Source organism: Nocardia sp. NBC_00403 (genome assembly GCF_036046055.1).
GTDB lineage: Bacteria > Actinomycetota > Actinomycetes > Mycobacteriales > Mycobacteriaceae > Nocardia.
Genome location: NZ_CP107939.1, coordinates 5,281,893 through 5,303,569 on the forward strand (window position 1 = coordinate 5,281,893; position 21,677 = coordinate 5,303,569).

Annotated in this window: 2 protein-coding genes and 2 pseudogenes; 1 reads left to right on the forward strand and 3 read right to left on the reverse strand. The window is 66.3% G+C overall.

Translation table 11 applies throughout. From position 1 onward, the window contains the following. Nucleotides 1-110: 110 nt before the first annotated feature. The 3 genes and pseudogenes from OHQ90_RS23390 to OHQ90_RS23400 form a co-directional block, all read right to left on the reverse strand. Nucleotides 111-626 (reverse strand): hypothetical protein, encoded by a 516-nt coding sequence (locus OHQ90_RS23390; RefSeq protein WP_328400824.1) that lies wholly within the window; start codon nucleotides 624-626, stop codon nucleotides 111-113. A gap of 546 nt (nucleotides 627-1,172) precedes the next feature. Further along, nucleotides 1,173-2,066: a hypothetical protein gene (locus tag OHQ90_RS23395; RefSeq protein ID WP_328400826.1), complete on the reverse strand. Its 894-nt coding sequence runs from the start codon at nucleotides 2,064-2,066 to the stop codon at nucleotides 1,173-1,175. 207 nt (nucleotides 2,067-2,273) lie between these two features. Then, a pseudogene (locus tag OHQ90_RS23400) lies at nucleotides 2,274-3,433 on the reverse strand (IS3 family transposase). 979 nt (nucleotides 3,434-4,412) lie between these two features. On the opposite strand from OHQ90_RS23400, the pseudogene OHQ90_RS23405 reads away from it, so the two are divergent. After that, nucleotides 4,413-21,614, forward strand: a pseudogene (locus tag OHQ90_RS23405) (non-ribosomal peptide synthase/polyketide synthase); the annotation flags it as partial. Nucleotides 21,615-21,677 lie beyond the last annotated feature (63 nt).

The window sequence follows — 21,677 nt, forward strand, 5'->3', positions numbered from 1 at the left end:
CAAAACGCGGTCGCCCTCCAGCACGCGGCCGACGATCGACTCTGTGGATGCCTACATACTGTCGGTGACACTATCGACTATCGGACACCGTCGCGTACGGCTGGTGGCGCCTATTCCTTCTTTAGTACCTTCAGGGATTGCTGGGCTTGGTTTTTGGCGATCGTGTCGAGATCGCCCCGATTCACCGGGGGTTCGCCCTTTGCGCGCAGGACGGCGACTTCTACTCGCACCGAGATGTTGCTGTCGTGCACGCCCACGATGTAAGTCATTCCGTTGCTGGTGTCGGTGGTCGAGGTGTGCCAGTAGCCCTGGGCGCCGATTCCGGTGATCTCGCCGAAGGCAAGCCCCGCTCCGGTGGCGGCGGTGTCGGTATGTTTCCAACGGTCGTAGGCGGGGGCGGCCTCGCCGCCGGTGAACTGGGCCTGGAGGCTGATTCCGGCTTCGTCGAAGGTGGCGTCGTCGTCGACGGTCGAGGGGCTGGTGTAGCGGATCGCGCAATACAGGTTGCCGCCGTCGGAGGTATTCGGCGGAAATTCCTGATGCTGGGGATCTTCCCTGGGGGTGGATGACCACCTCTGTAACGGCGTGGGATCGACAAGGTCGCAGGCATTGGTGATCGCGCTCATCCGAATAGATCCCCGGCGCAGCTTTCCGGCGCGACGTCGTCGTGGCCGGGGCCGCGCTGGAAGGGGCCGGGGTGCTGGACGAGGCCGGGGCAGCGGCAGAATTGCCGCCACTGTCGCCGCCGCTGACGAAGATGCCGATCGCCACACCGATACCCAGCACCACTACCAGCCCGAGAACGCCGCCGATGATCAGACCCGTTTTGCCGCTACCGGTCGACGGCGTTGGTGGCCTGTACCCCTGACCAGGTTGGCCGTACCCGATAACAGGCTGAGCGGAAGCAAACGTAGGTGCAGGCACTGACGTGTAGGTGCCCGAGTTGGGGTCATCCCAGTCGCCCACCGGCGGATTGTATTGCCGCACAGCGCGATCGGCGTTTCCCGGCGTCGGCTGATCGTCAGGTCCGCGCTGGGAGTACGTCATCCCCGTAGCCCCTCCGGTTCTGCAACGGGCTCACCCGTCGACCATCAACTCCCAAGCCATCCTATTCCTGCGGCATCGAGCAGCGATCTGCACCGTCCCCATCGGCCTGCTCGAGTCGACGGCCTCTACTTCTCCTTCAAACCGTCCAGCGCCCTGCGGACTTGGGGCCTGGCGATCGAATCGAGTTCGTCCAGGCTCACCACAGGAGAACCCTTCTCACGCGTAAGCGCGATCTTTACCCGCACCGAGACATTGCCATCCTGCACACACACGACGTAGGCCATTTCCGCGACGAGGTTGCCGGTCACTTCGGAATGCCAGTAGCCCTGGCCGCCGATTCCGGTGACCTCGCCGGAGACCGACCCCGGTCCGGCGGTGGCGGTGTCGGCGTGTTTCCAATGGTCGTAGAAGGGCGGAGCTGTCCCGTCGGTGAACTCGGCCTCGACGCTCATTCCGGCTCTGTTCATGGAGAACTCGGCTCCGGTCGAACTGGTGTAGCCGACATCGCATTTCAGGCTGCCGCTGTCGTGGGTGGACGGCCGGGTTTCCCGATGGTTGGGAGCGCCTTTCGGCATGGACGACCATTTGGTCAACGGTGTGGGGTCGACCAGGTCGCACGCATCGGTGATCCCGTTCATCGAATAGGTCCCCGGCCCCGATCCCTGCTGGGCAGTGGACGACGCACCGGCGGACTTACCATCGTCACCGCCGAGGAAGATACCGATCGCCACACCGATACCCAGCACCACCACCAGCCCGAGAGCGCCGGCGACGATCAGACCCGTTTTGCCGCTACCGGTCGACGGTGGTGGATACGGTGGTGGCGGCCGGTACCGCTGACCGGATTGGTTGTACCAAGGCGAGTCGGCAACCGGGCTCGCCGCCGCGGGACCGAAGAACACGAGGTCTGCGCCTGCAGTGGGATTGTCCTGGCCGCCGGGTGGGTTGAATAGCGGCGGTGCGGGTTCGGCGGTGCCCGGGTTCGGGTTATCGCCGGGTTCGTGCTGGGAATCGGTCATGCGTATAGGCCCCTCCGGTCTCGAACGGGCCTCCCCGCCAAATCGTCGACCCCGGCCGTGATCGTAGTAGTTCGGGTGCAATCAGGACGCGAAACCCGGACTCTGCAGATCGACCCCATCGAGTCCGAGACAGTCATGACCCCCAGCGACCAAGCAGCCCGCACAGCAGACTGACCTGCCCCACCAGTTAGGTTCCAGTTGTGGTGGCTAACTGACAGCGCGGATGTTGTTGTTGTCGAAGGATAATTCGTACTCGATCGGAGTGGAGTAGCCCAGGGCGGAGTGGCGCCGCTGGCGGTTGTGGAAGATCTCGATGTAGTCGAAGATCGCGTTGGCGAGCTCGATTCGGGTCTTCCATTTCTTGCGGTTGAGTAGCTCGATCTGCATCGAGGACCAGAAGCTTTCCATCATCGCGTTATCGAGTCCGTCGCCGACGGTGCCGAACGAGGGCAGCAGACCCGCGGAGCGGATCTTCTCGCCGAAGACCCAGGACGTGAATTGGGTGCCGTGGTCAGCATGCACGACCCCACCGGGAGCGGGATGGCGATTACGGATAGCCATGTCCAAGGCGTTGACCACCAAGGTCGCGTCCTGCTTGGAATCGATCGACCAGCCCACGATCCGACGGCTGAACGCGTCGAGAACCGCAGCGCAGTAGACCCAGCCTTCTCGCGTCCTGTGTTGCGTTATGTCAGTGACCCACAACTCATTTGGCGCCAGCCGGTGGAACTTGCGGTTAACCAGATCATCGGCAGTCGCGACGCCGCGCAGGCGTTTGACCCGCGTCGGCCCGGGCAGCCCGTAGATGCCGGCTTGGGTCATCAGAACCGACACCGTTCGCGAGCAGACCTGCACGCTCATACCGAGGGTGAGTTCGGCATGGATTCTGCGGTACCCGTAAGTGCCCCGGGAGGCGACGTGGACCTCACGGATCAGCCCGGTCAGCCACTGGCGCCGCAGCTGGGTGGGTGTGGTCGGGGTGCGTTTGTGCTTGTAGTAGTTCTGGCGAGTAATTCCGAGGATTCGGCAGCATCGGTCCACTGGGGCCCCGGCGTCGACGAGAGCGTCGATCACCGGGTAGACCCTTTTGGGCGGGGCTTGTCCTCGCCGAGGAATTTCGTTGCTTGGCGGATGATCGCCAACTCGCTTTCCAGTTCGGAGATCCGTCGCCGCGCCGCCCGTAACTGCACCGACTCGGTAGAGGAGGTACCGGGTCGCAGTCCGCGGTCGATCTCGTCTTGACGGACCCATTTTGACAGCGTCACTGGATGAATGCCTAGCTCGACGGCTGTCTGCTTGGCTTGTCTGCCTGCGCGTACCAGCGCGACTGCTCGCGCACGGAACTCGGGAGGGTAGGGGCGGGGCACGGCGTTCAGCCTTTCGTAAAGGCTGTCAGTTAGCCACTGGAACTGGAACCCAAGGGGTGGGGCAGGTCAGACTGTCACCCAATCCTGCAGCGGCCCCCAGCCGGATCGGTAACGTACTTTACGTGACAGCCGCGCCGGCCCAGAATTGCTTCTCACGATTCATTTGACTTTCGGGCATCGGACGCGGCGGTGTTCGGTGTCGCGATCGATCAAATCGCATCATTCGGCTGCGGAGCTCATCGATTCACGTCAAGTGCGAGACATCAAAGCCGGTGTTCAGTAGCATTAGATGGGTGCGGCGCAACGGGTTTCCATATATCTCGGGCGTAGAAGGTTCACACGCGCAATTCCTGCGCGTAAACGTGTGAGCATCTTGTCTTTCGAGGGGCAGGATAATGTTCGAAGCGGCAGCCGCCATGGGGCAGGTCCAGCTTTGTGGTGTGATATCGAACCGAGGTGAGGTGCGGGAATCGGCCACTTCGACAACGCGGATTTCATCTAATTACGGACATTTCGTACGTACCTCGACACGTCCGGTGGGGTCTCCGTCGCCCTCGCGTGACCAGCGGTTTACTGGACGTCTACACGCCTGCGGCGGCACATCGTCGTGTTACGACGAATTTGTTGCACAGTTGCTCGGCAAGGTCAGGGGGTTTACGTACCTGTGGCAGGCGGCGTCTGAAGAGTGCTTCCATCGGAGAGCGGCTACGTCTTGGAGTCGTCATTAGTAACGTCATGCGCTTCGACCGGCACATGACCGTAGGGGGTGAGAGCTCGCTTCAACGTCGGTCAAGAGTACATGTAATTGCATCTGTAACGGAGAAGACATCTACGGAAAATTCTGGGCACGGGCGGATTCTTGTTGCGCGCTGCTCCTGGGTCTCGGAATTTGAGGAGGGGTTAGACGATGAGTCCGAATCCAGCCGCGCCTGCAGACCGAGATCCGGATCTGATTCCGCTTTCGAGGGCGCAATACGGAATGTGGCTCGCGAACAATCTTCCCGGCGGCCCGAACGTCAATATCGCGCACTACGTCGAGATCGAGGGGCTTATAGACTACGACGCGTTCACCAAAGCGGTGAACGACGCCGGCCACGAGACCGAGTCTCTTGTTGTCCGGGTGGTCGAATCCGGCGGTCACCCGTATCAATTCGTCGACCGCAGCATCGTCTACGACGAACCGTTGCTGGATCTCAGCGCCGAAGACGATCCGTACGCAGCGGCGATGGAATGGATGCGCCGTGACTACAACACCAAGGCTATCGATCTGGCCCGGGACCGGCTCGCCGCGACGCGGCTCATCCAGCTCGGCGAAGACCGGTATCTGTGGTACGCGCGCGCCCATCATCTGATGACCGATGGCTACGGCGCGTTCAACATCCTGAACCGAGTGGCCGAGCACTACAACGCGCTGCTCGAGGGCCGGCCGCTGGCCCGACTGGTGGCGGCCCGGCTGGCGGACATCATCGCGGCGGAGCGCGAATATCGCATGAGCCGCCGGTTCGACACCGACAAGGCGTACTGGCTCAACAAGGTGGCCGATCTGCCGTCGACGACGAGTCTGTCCGGTCGCACCGCCAAGTGGAGCGAAGTCGACCGCTTCGCCGGTCGGCCGCTGCCGTCGCGGTTGACCGCCATGCTCGACCGTTTCGCCGACGACCTGCACGCGTCGGCCGCGCAGGTAGTGGTGGCCGCGTTCGCCGCGTTTCTCGCCCGCATGACCGACACCGACGACGTCGCCTTGTCGCTGCCGGTGACCGGACGGGTGACGATGCGCTTGCGGAACGCCGCCGCGATGTTGGCGAACATGGTGCCGATCCGATTCGCCGTGGACGCGACGACCACCGTGGAAGGGCTGATTCGCGCATCGGTGTCCGAGCTCGTCCTGGCGATGCGGCACCAGCTCTACCGGTTCGAGGATCTGCGCCGCGATTCCAACGCGTTGGACGCGGCAGCGACCTCGTTCGGTCCGATCGTCAATATCTTGTTCTTCGATTCCGAGATTCGGCTCGGATCGGCGATCGGCCGCTACCGCGCACTGACGTCCGGGGCTCTGGACGACTTGCAGCTCAATATGTACCGCTCCGGGGCCGACGCGCCGCTGCTCATCGAATTGCACGGCAACGCCAACCTGTACAGCCAGGACGAACTCGACGTGCACACCAGTCGATTCGTCGACTTTCTGCATCGCATGATCGACTCGCCCATCGACACTTGCCTGGTTGACATCCCGCTCGTCGATCCCGCCGAGGAACGGCGCATGCTCGGCGAACTCGCCGGCCGCGACGGCGCGGCGACCTCTGCGACGCTGATCGATCTGCTGACGCGACAGGCCGCGGCCACCCCGTCCGCGCCCGCTGTCACGTCGGGTACGACCGCCCTCACCTACCGTGAGCTCGACGAGCGCTCGAACCGGTTCGCCCGCAAGCTCATCGCCCTCGGTGCGGGGCCGGATTCGCTGGTGGCCATCGCGATGCCACGCGATGCCGATCTGATCATCGTCGCGCTGGCGGTGCTGAAGTCGGGTGCCGGGTATCTGCCGCTGGATCTCGCGCACCCGATCGATCGACTCGACTACGTGCTGAACGACGCCGATCCGATCGCTGTGGTGACAAACCGGAGCATGCGCTATCAGGTGCCCGGGGATGCCGGCGCCGTGGTGCTCTTCGACGACGACCCAGGTGTGGAAACCGATCGTCCGATCACCGATGCGGATCGCACCCGCCCGCTGCGCTTCGACAACGTCGCCTACGTCATCTACACCTCCGGATCGACGGGACGGCCGAAAGGCGTGCCGATCACCCATCGCGCGGTCGCCACCTACCTGACGAACGCGTGTACCGAAATCGGAGTCCGCGCCGGCGACGTGTGGACGTTGTTCCATTCGTTCACGTTCGACTATTCGGTCTGGGAGATCTTCGGTGCGCTGGTAACCGGCGGCCGGGTGGTCGTGGTGGACAGCCCTGCGACGCGTTCGCCGGATGACGTCGTGCGCCTGGTGGCGCGTGAGAAGGTGAGCGTATTCAGCCAAACACCCTCGGCATTCCATCAATTCGCGACCGCGCGACAGCGATATGTCGACGCCGGGGAGCCCGACGGCGAGCTTTCGGTGCGACTGGTCGTTCTTTCGGGCGAGGCTCTCGATCCGGCGGGTTTGTCGGACTGGTACGAGCACAATCCGAACCTGCCCGTGCTGGCCAACAGCTACGGCATCACCGAAACCACCGTCTTCGTCACCTATCTCCGGTTGACCCCCGACATCGCCGTGCCGGGCGCACCGAGCACGATCGGTCCACCGCTGCCGGGCTTGCGCGTGTACACCCTCGACGAACGATTGCGCCCGGTGCCGCTGGGAGCTTGGGGTCAGATCTACGTCGCGGGAACGCAACTCGCCCGCGGCTACCTCGGCCGCCCTGGGTTGACCGCGGGACGCTTCGTCGCCGACCCGTTCGGCGGGCCGGGCGATCGCCTCTATCGCAGCGGCGACGTCGCTCGCCGAAATAGTAAGGGCGAGTTGGAATATCGCGGACGCGCCGACCAGCAGGTGCAGCTACGCGGGTTCCGGATCGAGCTGGACGAGGTCCGCAGTGCGCTACTGAGCCACAGCATGGTCTCGACGGCGGTCGTCATCGTGCACCTGCCGGGCACGGAAGCGGCCCGGCTGGTCGCCTACGTCGTGCCCGCTGCCGACGCGGTCTGCGAGCCCGAGGTGTTGCGCGCGCATGTCGGGTCGATGCTGCCGGAATACATGGTCCCGGCACACATTGTCGTTCTGCAGGCGTTGCCGCTGACCGTCAACGGCAAAGTCGACTATCGGGCGCTGCCCGAGCCTGCCTTCGGTTCGGCCGCGCCGTACGTAGCGCCGAGCACCGTCGTCGAGGAGGCCATCGCCGACGTCTTCGCCGAGGTCCTGGGCACTGCGCAGGTGGGTGTGCTGGATAGCTTCTTCGACCTGGGCGGCAATTCGCTGACCGCCACCAGCGCTTCCGTGCGGATCGCCGAGCTGACCCGGTGCGAGGTATCGGTGCTCGACGTGTTCGGCAAGCCGACCGTCGCCCAGCTCGCCGCCCATATCGAAGCCGGTCAGCAATCCAGCCGCCCTGCCCTGCGGGCGCAGCCACGCGTCGAGCCCATTCTGTTGGCGCCCGCACAGAACCGGATCTGGCTGATCAATCAGGTCGACCCGGGGTCGGCGGCGTACAACATACCGCTGGTGCTGCAGCTGACCGGACACCTCGACGCCACGGCGCTGCGCTCGGCGCTGACCGACGTGATCGAACGGCACGAATCTCTGCGAACCGTTTATCCCGCCGTGAATGGCCAAGGGACGCAGGTGATCCTGTCGGCCGAGCAAGTCGCTGCTGATCTCGATTCGACCCCACAGCCCACCCGCCCCGATGATCTCGACAACCGGATCCGCGAGCTGGCTTCGACCGGGACCGACGTGCGCCGACGTCCGCCGATCCGGATCGCACTGCTGGCGTCCACCGACCAGCGGCGGCACGTCTTGGTCGTCGTTCTGCACCACATCTGCTGCGACGGATCGTCGCTGCCGCCGCTCGCGGCCGATTTCGCAGCGGCCTACCGAGCGAGGTCGCAGGGACACGGCCCGGACTGGCGACCACTGACCGTGCAGTACGCCGACTACAGCATCTGGCATCGCAGTGTGCTCGGCGACGAAAACGATCCGGACTCGCTCGCGGCGCGCCAATTGCGTTACTGGACAGCTCAATTGGCGGGGATGACTCGGCTGCTGGATCTCCCCGTCGATCGTCGGCGGGCGACTCGCCAGTCCATGCTCGCCGACATCGTCGACACCGTGCTCCCCGCCGAGACCTGCGCCGGGATCGAGCGGGTGGCGCGCACGGCGAACGTGACGACCTTCATGGTCGTTCATGCCGCGTTGGCCGTGCTGCTCGCCCGGCTGTCGGATTCGGCAGACATCACCATCGGGACGCCGGTCGCGGGCCGCGGCGAGCGTGCGTTGGAACCGCTGATCGGCATGTTCGTCAATACGGTGCCACTGCGCACCCAGGTGCACGGCGACGAATCGTTCACGGAGTTTCTGACGCGAGTCAAAGGCATCGATCTCGAAGCTTTCGCCCACAGCGACCTGCCGTACGAACGCGTCGTCGAAGCGGTCGATCCGATGCCGTCGCTGGCGCACGAACCGCTGTGTCAGGTGTACCTCGCCTTCGACAACATGAACCGCCCGAGCCTGGAACTGTCCGATCTCACCGCCGAGATCCTGGATCCTGGACCGCAACCGGCGAAGGTTGACATCATCGTCACTGTCGCCGAGATCGATAGGGCAGCAAGCGATCTCGCACTACGGATCAACTACGCGACCGACTTGTTCGATCGGGGGACGATCGAGGATTTTGCCGTGCGACTGAATCGGATCCTCGAGTCGGTCGTGTCGAATCCGCAGCAAAGAGTGGGTGCTGTCGATGTGCTGTCGAGGACCGAGCGAGCCGCGTTGGCGCCCGCGTCGGGCGGCTGTGGCGAGGCACCACGGGTGCTGGCGGAGTTGCTGACGGTCCGGGAGCCGGACGCCGTGGCGATCGTGTCGGGAGAACGCACGGTGTCGTACGGGGAGTTGGATGTCCGGTCGAATCAGCTCGCTCGGTTGCTGATCGAGTGGGGGACGGGCCCGGATGATCAGGTCGCGCTGGTGATGGCGCGGTCGGTGGAACTCGTGGTGGGGATGTGGGCGGCAGCGAAGGCGGGTGCGGCATTCGTCCCGGTGGATCCGCGGAATCCGGCCGAGCGAGTCGCGCTCATGGTCGCGGATGTTCGGGTGGTGTTGACGGTGGAAGCAGCCCAGGGCCTGCTCCCGTCCGCGGTCGCGCGGTTGATTCTCGATGATCCGGGCACCGAGGTCTGCATCGCGGCGCGATCCCGTGCCGGCGTGACGGACGCGGATCGGATCCGCGCCTGCCGTGCCTCGAACACGGCGTACGTGGTGTACACCTCGGGGTCGACGGGCGAGCCGAAGGGCGTCACTGTGACGCACGAGGGCTTGGCGAATTTCGCCGCCGAACAACGTGAACGCTATCGGATCGACAGTTCCGCGCGGGTGTTGCAGGTGGCGGCTCCGGGCTTCGATGCGGTGGTCCTGGAGTTGCTGATGGCGCACCCGAACGGTGCGGCCTTGGTGGTGTCGCCGCCGGATGTCTTCGCCGGGGATCGCTTGGCGGAATTGATTCGCACGCAACAGGTTTCGCATGCATTCCTCACGCCCAGCGTGCTGGCGACGATGTCGCCCGCCGAGGTGGATTCATTACAGGCATTGGTCGCCGGTGGGGAGGCGGTGTCGGCGGAAACGGCCGCGGTGTGGAGTCCGGGCCGTCGGTTGTTCAACGGATACGGGCCGACCGAGACCACGATCATGGTCGCGATCAGTGACCCGCTGTGCTTCGGTGCCCGCGTCACGATCGGTGGACCGATCCGCGGTGTCGAGGCTCTGGTAATGGACGCGAATCTGCAGCCGGTACCGGTAGGGGTGACCGGACAGCTGTACATCTCCGGGATCCATCTCGCCCGCGGATACCTGGACCGACCCGCGGACACCGCGTCGGCTTTCGTGGCCAATCCGTTCGGTGTGACGGGGGCACGTATGTACCGCACCGGCGACCTGGCCCGCTGGACACCCGGGCGCACCCTCGAATACGTCGGGCGCACCGACTTCCAGGTGAAGATCCGCGGCCAGCGTATCGAACTCGGCGAAATCGACGCCGTCCTCGCCGGGCATCCAGCGGTGGCGGTCGCGGTGACGGTCAGCGTTGCGACGCAGAGCGGGCCGAGGCTTGCCGCCTATGTCATGCCGGCGACGGATGCCATCGACGTCGCGGAGCTGACGGCCTACGCCGCACAACGCCTGCCGTTGCACATGGTTCCGGGCGCAATGACGGTGCTCGACGCGCTACCACTGACATCGGTGGGCAAGATCGACCGTGCCGCATTGCCGGCACCGGTGTTCGCCACCGAGACCACCGAGTTCGTCGCGCCACGCGACGCGGCCGAGCAGATCGTCGCCGACGTGTGCGGTGCTGTGCTGGGCATCGATCGCGTCGGCGTCCTCGACAACTTCTTCGATCTCGGCGGCAACTCGCTGTCGGCGACGCGGGTGGCCGCGCGGCTGAGCGCCGTGTTCGGTGTCGATATTCCGCTGCACACCATGTTCGACGCGCCGACCATCGCGGCATTCGCCGACGATCTGCGGGCCATGGACGCACCCGGGCGGGAACCGCTGATTCCGCAGGAACGCCCGGCGCGCATCCCGCTGTCGCCCGCCCAGGCCCGCATGTGGTTTCTCAATCAGTTCGACACGGGCTCGGCGCTGTACAACATCGCCCTGGTCGTGGGCATGTCGGGCCCCTTCGACGTGGCCGCCATGCGCGCGACGATCGCCGACGTGCTCGACCGGCACGAAGCTCTCCGGACCGTTCACCCGGACAGCGACAGCGGACCGCACCAGCTGATCGTGTCGGTGCAGGCGGCACTACCCCTGCTGGAGCCGGTTGAGGTGGCGGCGGCAGACGTCGAGGCGCGCATCGCTGCGGCGGCCGCGGCCGGATTCGACGTCACCCGTGAGGTTCCGTTCCGAATCACGTTGCTGCGCTCTGCATCCGATCAACACACCCTGGTTCTTATCGTCCATCACATCAGCTTCGACGGATCCTCGCTCGCGCCGCTGGCCGCGGACCTGATGACCGCCTACAACGCCCGCATCCGGCACCAGGCACCGCCGTGGTCGCCGTTGCCGGTGCAGTATGCGGATTACGCTCTGTGGCAACGGAAATGGCTCGGTGCCGAGGACGACCCGAACTGCCCGGCCACCTCCCAGATCGAGTATTGGCGGGCTTCACTGGCCGATCTGCCCGAAGTACTCGACCTGCCCACCGATCGTCCGCGCCCGGCGCGGCAATCGTTCCGTGGTGCGACGGTGTCGGCGACACTGCCCGCCGACCTCGGTCGTGACCTGGTCGCCCTGGCCCGCCGCCACGACGTGACGGTCTTTATGGTGCTGCACGCGGCGTATGCCGCACTGCTGGCCCGGCTTTCGGGAACCGGTGACATCGCTGTCGGCACGCCCATCGCCGGTCGCGGCGAACCGGGACTCGAGCGCCTGGTCGGAATGTTCGTCAACACGCTGGTGCTGCGGACGCGCATCGAACCCGGCGCGTCTTTCCGCCAGATCCTGGAGCAGGTCCGGGCTACCGATCTGGCCGCCTTCGACCATGCCGACATCCCGTTCGAGCGCCTGGTCGAAGTGCTGAATCCACCACGCACGACGGCATACGCGCCGTTGACGCAGGTAGGTTTCTCGTTCCACAACATCGAGATTCCCACGGTACAGTTCGAGGGACTGACGGTGTCGGCTCGGATCGCCGATCCGAGCGTGGCCAAATACGATCTGCATCTGAATCTCGTCGACACCGCAGAGCACGACGGTGAACCCGGCGCGATGGCAGTCGAATTCAGTTATGCCACAGATCTTTTCGACGAGGCGACGATCCTTTCGATGGTCGACCGATTTGTGCTGCTGCTGCGGACGATAGTCGCCGATCCCGCCCGCGCGGTCGGTGACATCGAGCTGCTGACCGCGCACGAGGCGCGCGAGCTGGCCGCGCGCGAAACCGGGGGGACGACGCCGCCGTCGTCTGCGACGATCGCGGACCTGTTCGCCGCGCAGGCCGTGGCGACGCCGGACAGCACGGCCGTGCTCGACTCCGAAGGCGGCGCGCGACTGAGCTACCGAGAGTTCGCGGCGCGGGTGAATTCGCTGGCGCATGCGTTGATCGGGCGCGGAGTTGGCCCGGAAACCGTTGTGGCCGTGGCGATGCATCGCTCCGTCGACCTGCTGACCACGCTGTATGCGATCCACGCGGCTGGCGGGGCCTACCTGCCCCTGGATCCGGAGCACCCGCTCGATCGCGTGCGCGCCGTGCTCGCCGCCGCGCGGCCGCGGGCGGTGCTCACCCGTCCGTTCGACGAAGCGAATCTGCCCGACGACGTCCCGGTATGGGCGTTCGCGGAACTCGACGCCGAGTACAGGGATGGGTCGCCGGTGACGGATGCCGATCGACTCGAGCCGCTGCATCCCGAGAACCTGGCGTATGTCATCTATACCTCCGGCTCGACCGGGGTACCGAAGGGTGTGGCGGTACCGCACGCGGCGGTGGTCAATCAACTCCGCTGGATGCGCGAGCACTACCGACTCGGCGACGACGTCATGCTGTTGCGGACTCCGGTCACCTTCGACCTGTCGGTCTGGGAGTTGTTCTGTCCCCTGTCATGTGGTGCACAGTTGGTTGTCGCGGGCCCCGACGGGAGCGGCGACCCGGATGCGGTGGCCCGGTTGATAGCCGACCATCACGTGACGACAGCGGATTTCGTGCCGTCGTTGCTCTCGGTGTTCCATGCGACGGCCGACGGACGCCAGTTCCCAGACCTGCGGCGCGTGCTGTGCATCGGCGAGGCGCTGCCGGCCGAAACCGTTCGCCGTTTCCGCGATCTCAGCGACGCGCGCATCGACAACCTGTACGGGCCGACGGAGGCCGCCGTCAGCGTCACCGCGTATCGCATCGACGGAATCGACGGCGGCGCCGTGCCGATCGGGGTTCCCGAGCCGAATGTCATCGTGCATGTGCTGGATTCGCGACTGCACTCCGTTCCGGTGGGGGTGACCGGTGAGTTGTATCTGGGCGGCATCCAGCTGGCCCGCGGATACCACCAACGTCCCGATCTGACGGCGGCGACGTTCGTCGCTGACCCGCTCGACGGCGCGCACGGATCTCGCCTGTACCGCACCGGCGACCTTGTTCGCTGGGATAAGGGCGGCGCCCTGCGCTATGTCGGCCGCGCCGACGATCAGGTGAAGATTCGCGGGCTGCGGATCGAATTGGGCGACATCGAGGCAGCGCTGCTCGCGCACGAACAGGTGACCGCGGCCGTTGCGCGGGTGCATTCCGGCCGCGACGAGCAACGCTTGGTCGCCTACGTGGTCACCCCAGAGGCAGTGGACACCAAGCAGATTCGACGACTCTTGCTGGAGCGACTGCCGGCCTATATGGTGCCGTCCGCGATCGTCCGGATCGACGCCGTCCCGCTCACGGCGAACGGCAAGGTCGACTACCGGGCATTGCCTGCTCCGGATCCGAGCGACCACGCGGAATACCGGGCGCCGCGAGGGCTCGTGGAGCAGGCCGTCGCCGAGGTTTTCGCCGAGCTGCTCGGCGTGCCGACGGTCGGCGCGGACGACGACTTCTTCGACCTGGGTGGGAATTCGCTCGTCGCCACGCGGGCGCTGAGCCGGATCGGCGCCATGGTCGACGCGACCGTACCGGTGCGAATGATGTTCGAGGCGCCCACCGTCGCCGAGTTGGCCGAGCGCATCGCACAGCTGCGGGGGGTGCCCGGTCTGCCCGCACCGACGCCGAAACCGAGACCGGACCGTCTGCCGTTGTCGACGGCGCAGGCCCGCATGTGGTTCCTCAACCAGTTCGATCCGGCTTCGCCGGGATACATTGTGCCGCTGGCGATTCAGCTCGACGGAGTGCTCGATGTCGATGCGCTCACGGCGGCCGTCGGGGATGTCGTCGAGCGGCACGAGAGCTTGCGCACCGTGTACCCGGCGGTCGACGGCACGCCCACTCAGGTGGTGCTGGACGCGGCCGATGTCGTCGCGGGCTGGGACCTCAGCCCGCAGCGGATCGATGAGCGCAAGCTGGCACGTCGGCTGGCCGCGTTCTCGAACACCGGATTCGATGTGTCGAAGGGCGTGCCGGTGCGGGTCGCGCTGTACCAGCTGCCGGACACGGCCTGGGTGGTCGTGGTGGCCGTGCACCACATCAGTTGCGACGGTTATTCGGTGGCGCCGCTGGCCGCCGATATCGTGACGGCCTATCGGGCGCGGGCCGGCGGAAACCTGCCGGGCTGGGCGCCGCTCACCATCCAATTCGCCGATTACGCCCTGTGGCAGCGCGAGGTGCTCGGCTCGCCGGACGACCCGGATTCGCCCGTGTCCCGCGATGTCGCTTACTGGCGAACCCGACTCGCGGACATACCCGAACTGCTCGAACTGCCTACCGATCGACCGCGCCCGGTGGAGCAGACCCACCGCGGCGCGGTGATCCACGTCGAGATTCCGGCGGACCTGCAGAGCCGGGTGGACTCCCTGGCCAAGCGATCCCGGGCGACGACGTTCATGGTGGTGCACACGGTACTCGCGGTGCTGCTGTCACGGCTGTCCGGCAGCGACGACATCACCATCGGCGTGCCACACGCGGGTCGCGGCCACCGGGCGCTCGACCACCTCGTCGGGATGTTCGTCAACACCTTGGTCCTGCGCACCCGCGTCACGCTCGATCAGACCTTCACCAGTCTGCTGGATGCGGTGCGGCACAGCGACATCGAGGCTTTCGATCATGCCACCGTGCCGTTCGAGCAGCTGGTGGAAACGCTGAATCCGGCACGGTCGACAGCGCACACGCCGTTGTTCCAAGTCATGCTCGCCTACCAGAACATGGTGCGGGCGCGCGTGGAACTTCCGGGTCTCACCGTCGAGACCATCGACCCGGGCGACAGTGCCGCGATCTACGACCTGCTGCTCATGATGACGGAGGACCACGGACCGGACAACGAGCCGACCGGCATGACGCTGCGCCTGACCTACGCCACCGACCTGTTCGACGCGAACTCCGCACAGCGTTTCGCCAACCGGTTCGTTCGCCTGCTCGACGGCGTCGCGACCGATGCCGACTTGCCGATCAGTGAGCTCGATCTACTCGATGCCAGCGAGCGGCAGCTGGTGCTCAAGCGTTGGAACGACACCGGCGACCCCGTGTCAGTGGGCCGAACCCTGGTGGACGCCTTCGATGAACAGGTGGAATGCAGCCCGGATGCTCCGGCGATTCGGCTTCCGGACGGCGATGCGCTGACCTACCGGGATTTCGCCGCCCGCGTCAATCGGCTGGCCAGGTGGCTCATATCGCGTGACGCGAGGTCGGAAACCGTTGTGGCCGTCGCTATTCAGCGATCGATCGACCTCGTGACGGCGCTGTATGCGGTGCTCGAGGCGGGTGCTGCGTTCCTGCCGATCGACCCGAATCAACCGAGCGAGCGAATCGCCGGCGTGCTGGGTGCGGCGCGACCGCTGATGGTGCTCACGACATCAGCGGACGGCGACGGACTGCCCGAGGGATTCACCTCCGTTCGAGTCGATCGGCTGGATCTGGCCGGGCTGTCCGGTGCCCCGATCACCGACATGGAACGGTGTGCGCCGCTGCGGCCGGACAACGTGGCCTACGTCCTGTTCACCTCCGGCTCCACCGGCGTCCCCAAGGGGGTGGCCCTGACCCATGCCGCGACGATGAGTCAGCTGGCGTGGGCACAGCAGCAGTGGCCGCACACCGCGGCCGACCCGGTGCTGTACAAGACTCCGATCACCTTCGACATCGCCGTGTGGGAGTTGTTCTGGCCGCTGCAAATCGGCGCGCACATCGTGGTGGCCGAACCCGACGGGCACCGCGACCCGGTCTACTTGGCGGACTTCATCGCGAGCCGAAACGTCAGCACCGTGCATTTCGTCCCGTCGATGCTCGATGTTCTCCTCGAAGCCGTCGGTGATACCGAATTGCCCTCTGTCCGGCGGATATTCGTCGCCGGTGAGGCGCTGGCACAGCACACCGTCGACGCCGCGGTGCGCGTGTTCACCGAGGCAGAGGTGGTGAACTGGTACGGCCCGGCCGAGGCCGAGGTGGTCACCGCCGCGCGCTGCCTGCCAGGTGCGACGACCCCTGTGACGGTCCCGATCGGCGCGCCCGTTTCCGGCATGCGGGTCTACGTGCTCGACAAGCGACTGCAACCGGTGCCAGTCGGTGTTGTCGGCGATCTGTATGTCTCGGGTGTGCAGTTGGCGCGCGGTTATCACGGCCGCGCCGACCTGACGTGCACCGCCTTCCTCGCGCATCCGTTCGGCGCGCCCGGGGAGCGGCTGTATCGCACCGGTGACCTGGTGCGGTGGACGATGGCTGGAGAGCTGGATTTTCTGGGCCGCAGCGATTTCCAGGTGAAGGTCCGCGGTCAGCGGGTGGAGCCGGGGGATATCGAAGCGGCGGCGTGCGCGATACCGGAGGTTGCTCGTGCTATTGCCGTCGCGACCTCGGAGCGAATCGTCGCCTACGTGACGCTCGCGCCAGGAGCGGTGACCGATGGTCGCGCGATTCGCGACCAGCTCGCTCGCACGCTGCCGTCGTATTTGGTTCCGGTCCGCGTCGAGGTACTCGAGGAGATGCCGCTCACCCCGAACGGCAAGCTCGACCGAGCCGCGTTGCCGCAGCCGACGTTCGACGACGGTGAGGAGTTCGTGCCGGCGCGCACCGAACGCGAAGCGGCGCTGGCCGATATCGTCGCCACAATCACGGGCAGCGACCGGGTGAGCGTGCGGGCGAACCTGTTCGAGATCGGTGTCGACTCGCTCTCGGCTGCCCGGATCGCCGCGCGGGCCGAGGCGGCGCTCGGTGTCCAGGTCGGTATCCGCGATATCTTCGAGGAGCCGACGATCGCCGGATTGGCGGCACGCTTGGCGCAGCGCACGCAGTCGTCGCTGATACCGCTCGCGCCGCGGCCGCGCCCTGCGACGATCCCGCTTGCGGCGGCGCAACGACGGTTGTGGTTCATCAACCAGTTCGATACCGCGTCGGCGGCCTACAATATCGTTTTCGCGACCCGGTTGAACGGCGCGCTGGACGTCGATGCGTTGCGTGCGGCCTTCGAGGATGTGGTGGCCCGGCACGAGCCACTGCGGACGGTGTATCCCACGGTCGGCGGCGAACCCTGTCAGGTCGTGCGGGATGTGGCGACAGTAGTCGATGGCCTGGCACTGGATGCGGAGCCGGTCGCCGAGGAGATCGTGCTGGGCGAGCGGATCCGGCAGACCGTCGAGACGGGCTTCGACGTCTCGGCAGCGGTGCCCGTGCGGGTGCGGCTGTATCGCACCGGCCCTGACGAGCACATCCTGGTGCTGGTCGTCCATCACATCGCCGCCGACGGCTCGTCGATGGCGCCGCTGGCTCGCGACGTGTTCGCCGCCTATCGCGCGCGAGTGAAAGACCAAGCGCCGCAATGGAAACCGCTGCAAGTCCAGTACGGCGACTATGCGCTGTGGCAGCGGGAGATGCTCGGCGCCGAGGACGATCCGCCGTCGGTGATCGCGCGGCAGATCGGGTACTGGACCGAAGTTCTCGCTGACGCCCCAGAGCTGCTCGACCTACCGACCGATCGGCCTCGGCCTGCGACCATGTCGATGGTCGGCGGCAGTGTTCGCTTCGGCATACCGCAGCGGCTACACGACGCGGTCGTGCGGCTGGCCCGTCGAGAGGGCGTGACCGTATTCGTCGTGCTGCATTCCGCACTGGCAATCGTCTTGGCGCGCACCGCGCACACCGGCGACGTGTCGGTCGGCACGCCCGTAGCGGGTCGCGGCATCCCGGCGCTGGACGATCTCGTCGGCATGTTCGTCAACACCGTGGTGCTGCGCACGCTGGTGCGCGACGACAGGTCCTTCCGGCACCTTGTCGGGCAGGTGCGCGGTGTCGACTTCGAGGCGCTCGCGCACGCGGATCTGCCCTATGAGCGACTGGTCGATCTGCTCGACCGGCCCCGGTCGACGGCGTATACACCGCTCTATCAGGTGTTGTTCGGGTTGCAGAACACCCCGGCGGCCAGGTTCCAGCTGCTGGATGTCGATGTCGAACTGCTCGATCCCGGTATCGCCCAGGCCAAGACCGACCTCACGGTGTTGCTGACCGAACGCCTCGACGGTGATCGACCTGCCGGAATCGATGGCGAAATTGTCTATGCCACAGATATTTTCGTCGAATCAACCGCGGAATCGCTGGCCGAGCGATTCATCCGCGTCCTCGATGCAGTGGTCTGCGATCCGACGCGGCCGGTGGGCGACATCCCGCTGATCGGCAGCGGGGAGGCCGAACGGCTGCTCCCGGCGCGCGGCAGCGCCGCCCCCGCGCCGCGTCTGCTTCCCGATCTGCTGGCCTCGGCCGTGGCAACCACCCCCTCGGCGATCGCCCTGATCGACGGCACCCGGACCCTTACCTACATCGAACTCGACCACCGCGCCAATCAGATTGCGGCGCAATTGCTTTCCTGGGGCGCAGGGCCGGGAACCTGCGCTGCGCTGGCCGTGCCACGATCGGCCGATTATCACGTCGCCATGTGGGCGATCACGAAGACCGGCGCCACCTTCGTGCCGGTGGACCTCCGCTATCCGCCGGAGCGGATCGCCTACCTGCTGCGCGACTCCGGTGCCCAAGTCGGCATCACGGTCGCGGCCGCCCGCACATCCCTGCCGGACGGCGTCCGCTGGCTGGTGCTCGACGACCCGCGCACGGCCGCCGACATTGCCGCCCGTCCCGGCCACGCGGTATCGGACGCGAATCGCCAACGCGCACTGCGGATTCAGGATGCGGCATATGTGATCTACACGTCGGGTTCGACAGGGACGCCAAAGGGCGTGGTGGTTACCCACGAGGGGCTGGCGGCCTTCGCGGCCGAGCAGCGCGAGCGCTATCGGGTGGAGGGCACGGCGCGCGTACTGCAAGCTGCGGCACCCGCCTTCGACGCGGTCCTGCTGGAAGCGTTGATGGCGCACGCCGCCGGCGCGGCGCTGGTGGTCTCGCCGCCGGAAGTACTCGGCGGCGCAGACCTGGTCGCGCTGATCCGAACGCATCAGGTGACACATGCGTTCCTGACACCAAGTGTGCTGGCGACGATGTCCCCCGCCGAGGTGGATTCGATGCGGATGCTGGCGGTCGGCGGCGAAAAGGCGGCGGGGGATCTGATTGCCGCCTGGGCGGCCGGGCGGCGATTGCACCACATCTACGGTCCGACCGAGACGACGATCGTGATCACGATCAGCGACCCTGTGTGCCCAGGCGAGGTGCTCACCATCGGCGGACCGATCCGCGGTGCGGAGGCGGTGGTGCTGGACGCGCGGCTGCGGCCGGTGCCGATCGGAGTAGCGGGTGAGCTGCACTTCTCGGGGGCCGCGCTGGCGCGCGGTTACCTGAATCGCCCTGCGACAACGGCAAGTTCGTTCGTGGCGAACCCCTATGGTGCGCCGGGCTCACGGATGTACCGCACCGGCGACATCGTCCGCTGGACCACGCAGGGCACGCTGCAATACATCGGGCGCCTCGATTTCCAGATCAAGATTCGGGGCCAGCGTGTCGAGCTGGGCGAGATCGATGTCGCGCTGCTCACGCATCCGGCGGTCGCCAGTGCGGTCACCGTGAGTCGTACGGGGCCCGGCGGGCAACCTGTGCTCGCCGCGTACATCACGGCCGAACCCGCAGCAGTCGCCGATCCGAGCGCGGTACTCGATCACGTGGCGGCCGCCTTGCCCGCCCACATGGTGCCGGCGACGATCACAGTGCTCGACCACTTGCCGCTCACCTCGACGGGCAAGGTGGATCGAGAAGCGTTGCCGGAGCCCGTCTTCGAGACCACCGAGGACGGTGCCGCCGCGGCATCGACCGAACTGGAACGCGCCATCGCCGCCGCCTTCGCGGATGTCCTGGGCGTCGCGACGGTGGGCGCGACAACCTCCTTCTTCACGCTCGGTGGCGATTCGATCATGTCGATCCAGTTGGCCTCGCGACTGAAGTCCGCGGGCATCGGCGTGACGGCTCGAGACATCTTCGAGCGCAAGACAGTTCGCGGACTGGCGCGGGTGGCGCAGGCCGCTGAGCGGGCGTCGCTCGACGAGCTGCCCGGCGGTGGTGTGGGCGAGATTGCGTTCACGCCGATCGTGTCCTGGTTCGTCGAGCGACTCGGGGCACCGGCTCGGTTCGCGCAGTCGATGCTGGTGCGCTTGCCGCGTGACGCGCGCGTCGAGGACGTGCTCTCGACCGTGCGGGCGATCGTCGAACACCACGATGTGCTGCGCTCGCGGCTCGATGCCCAAGGCTGGGAGGTGCTGCCACCGAGCGCTGCCGATACCGCCTGTTCGGTCTCCGTCCGGACCTTCGGTGCCGGTGAGGCTCCGGGGAGCGCCGGTTTCACCGCCGTGGTGGAGGCGGCGGCCACCGCGGCGTTCGACCGGCTCGACCCGGCGGCGGGCAGGATGGCGCACGTCGTGTGCCTGCTGCCCGAAGAAGGCGTCGACGCGGAGGCTCGTGCCCTCATCGTGATCCATCACCTGGCAGTCGATGCGGTGTCGTGGCGGATTCTGCTGCCCGACTTCGTGACTGCGTGGCAGCAGATCACCGAGGGGCGGCGGGTCGAGTTGACCGCGTCGGGCACCTCTATGCGTCGGTGGTCGGCTGCGTCGATCGCCGCCGCGGCAGCGCGCGCCGGCGAATTCGAGCTGTGGCATCGGATCTGTTCGGCACCCGATCCGTTGCTCGGACGTGCGGATTTGGATCCCGAGCTGGACACGCAGTCGACCGTGCGTCAGCTGACCGTGTCGCTCCCGGCCGACGTGACCTCCGCGTTGCTCGACGAGGTGCCCGAAGCCGTGCGCGGCAGCGTCGACGATGCGCTGCTGGCCGCTCTCACCGTGGCCCTGACTCGCTGGCGGCATCGTCGCGGCATTGCGTATGCGGGCATGAATGTCCTACTGGAGGGGCACGGTCGCGAGGAGCAGATCGCCGAGGGCGCAGACGTCTCCCGAACCGTTGGCTGGTTCACCACTCGATATCCGGCGGCGCTCGACCTGAGTGGTGTCGATCTCACTGATATGCGCGCGGCGGTGAAATCCGTCAAAGACCAGCTCCGCGACATCCCGGACAAAGGAATCGGTTACGGCCTGCTGCGCTATCTGAATACCGAGACGGCCGAGCGACTCGCGGTACTGCCGGAGCCGCAGATCAGTGTCAACAATCTCGGGCGAATCGGCGTCGATCTCGCGACATTGTCGGATCTGCCGTGGGTTCCGACCGACGAACCTTTCGACCGACGGGCCGCATTCGATCCGGATATGCCGGCGGCGGCGGTCCTCACGATCGACGTGAACATCGTCGACGCGGCGGCCGGACCTCAGCTGTCGGCGTACGTCGGCTACGCCTCGCGGTTGCTCGACCACGACGATGTGGCCGAACTTGTCGCAGAATGGGTCGATGCCCTGACCGCCATCGCGGCCGTCGCGAACGAGGACTGGGGACTGACTCGGGCCGACGTTCCGCTCGTCGACGTCACCCAGCGCGATCTGGACGAGTTC

What these genes read in the sequence shown, in the direction of transcription:
- OHQ90_RS23390 (WP_328400824.1), bottom strand. Translation starts at nt 626, where the DNA reads ATGAGCGCGATCACCAATGCCTGCGACCTTGTCGATCCCACGCCGTTA.
- OHQ90_RS23395 (WP_328400826.1), bottom strand. Translation starts at nt 2,066, where the DNA reads ATGACCGATTCCCAGCACGAACCCGGCGATAACCCGAACCCGGGCACC.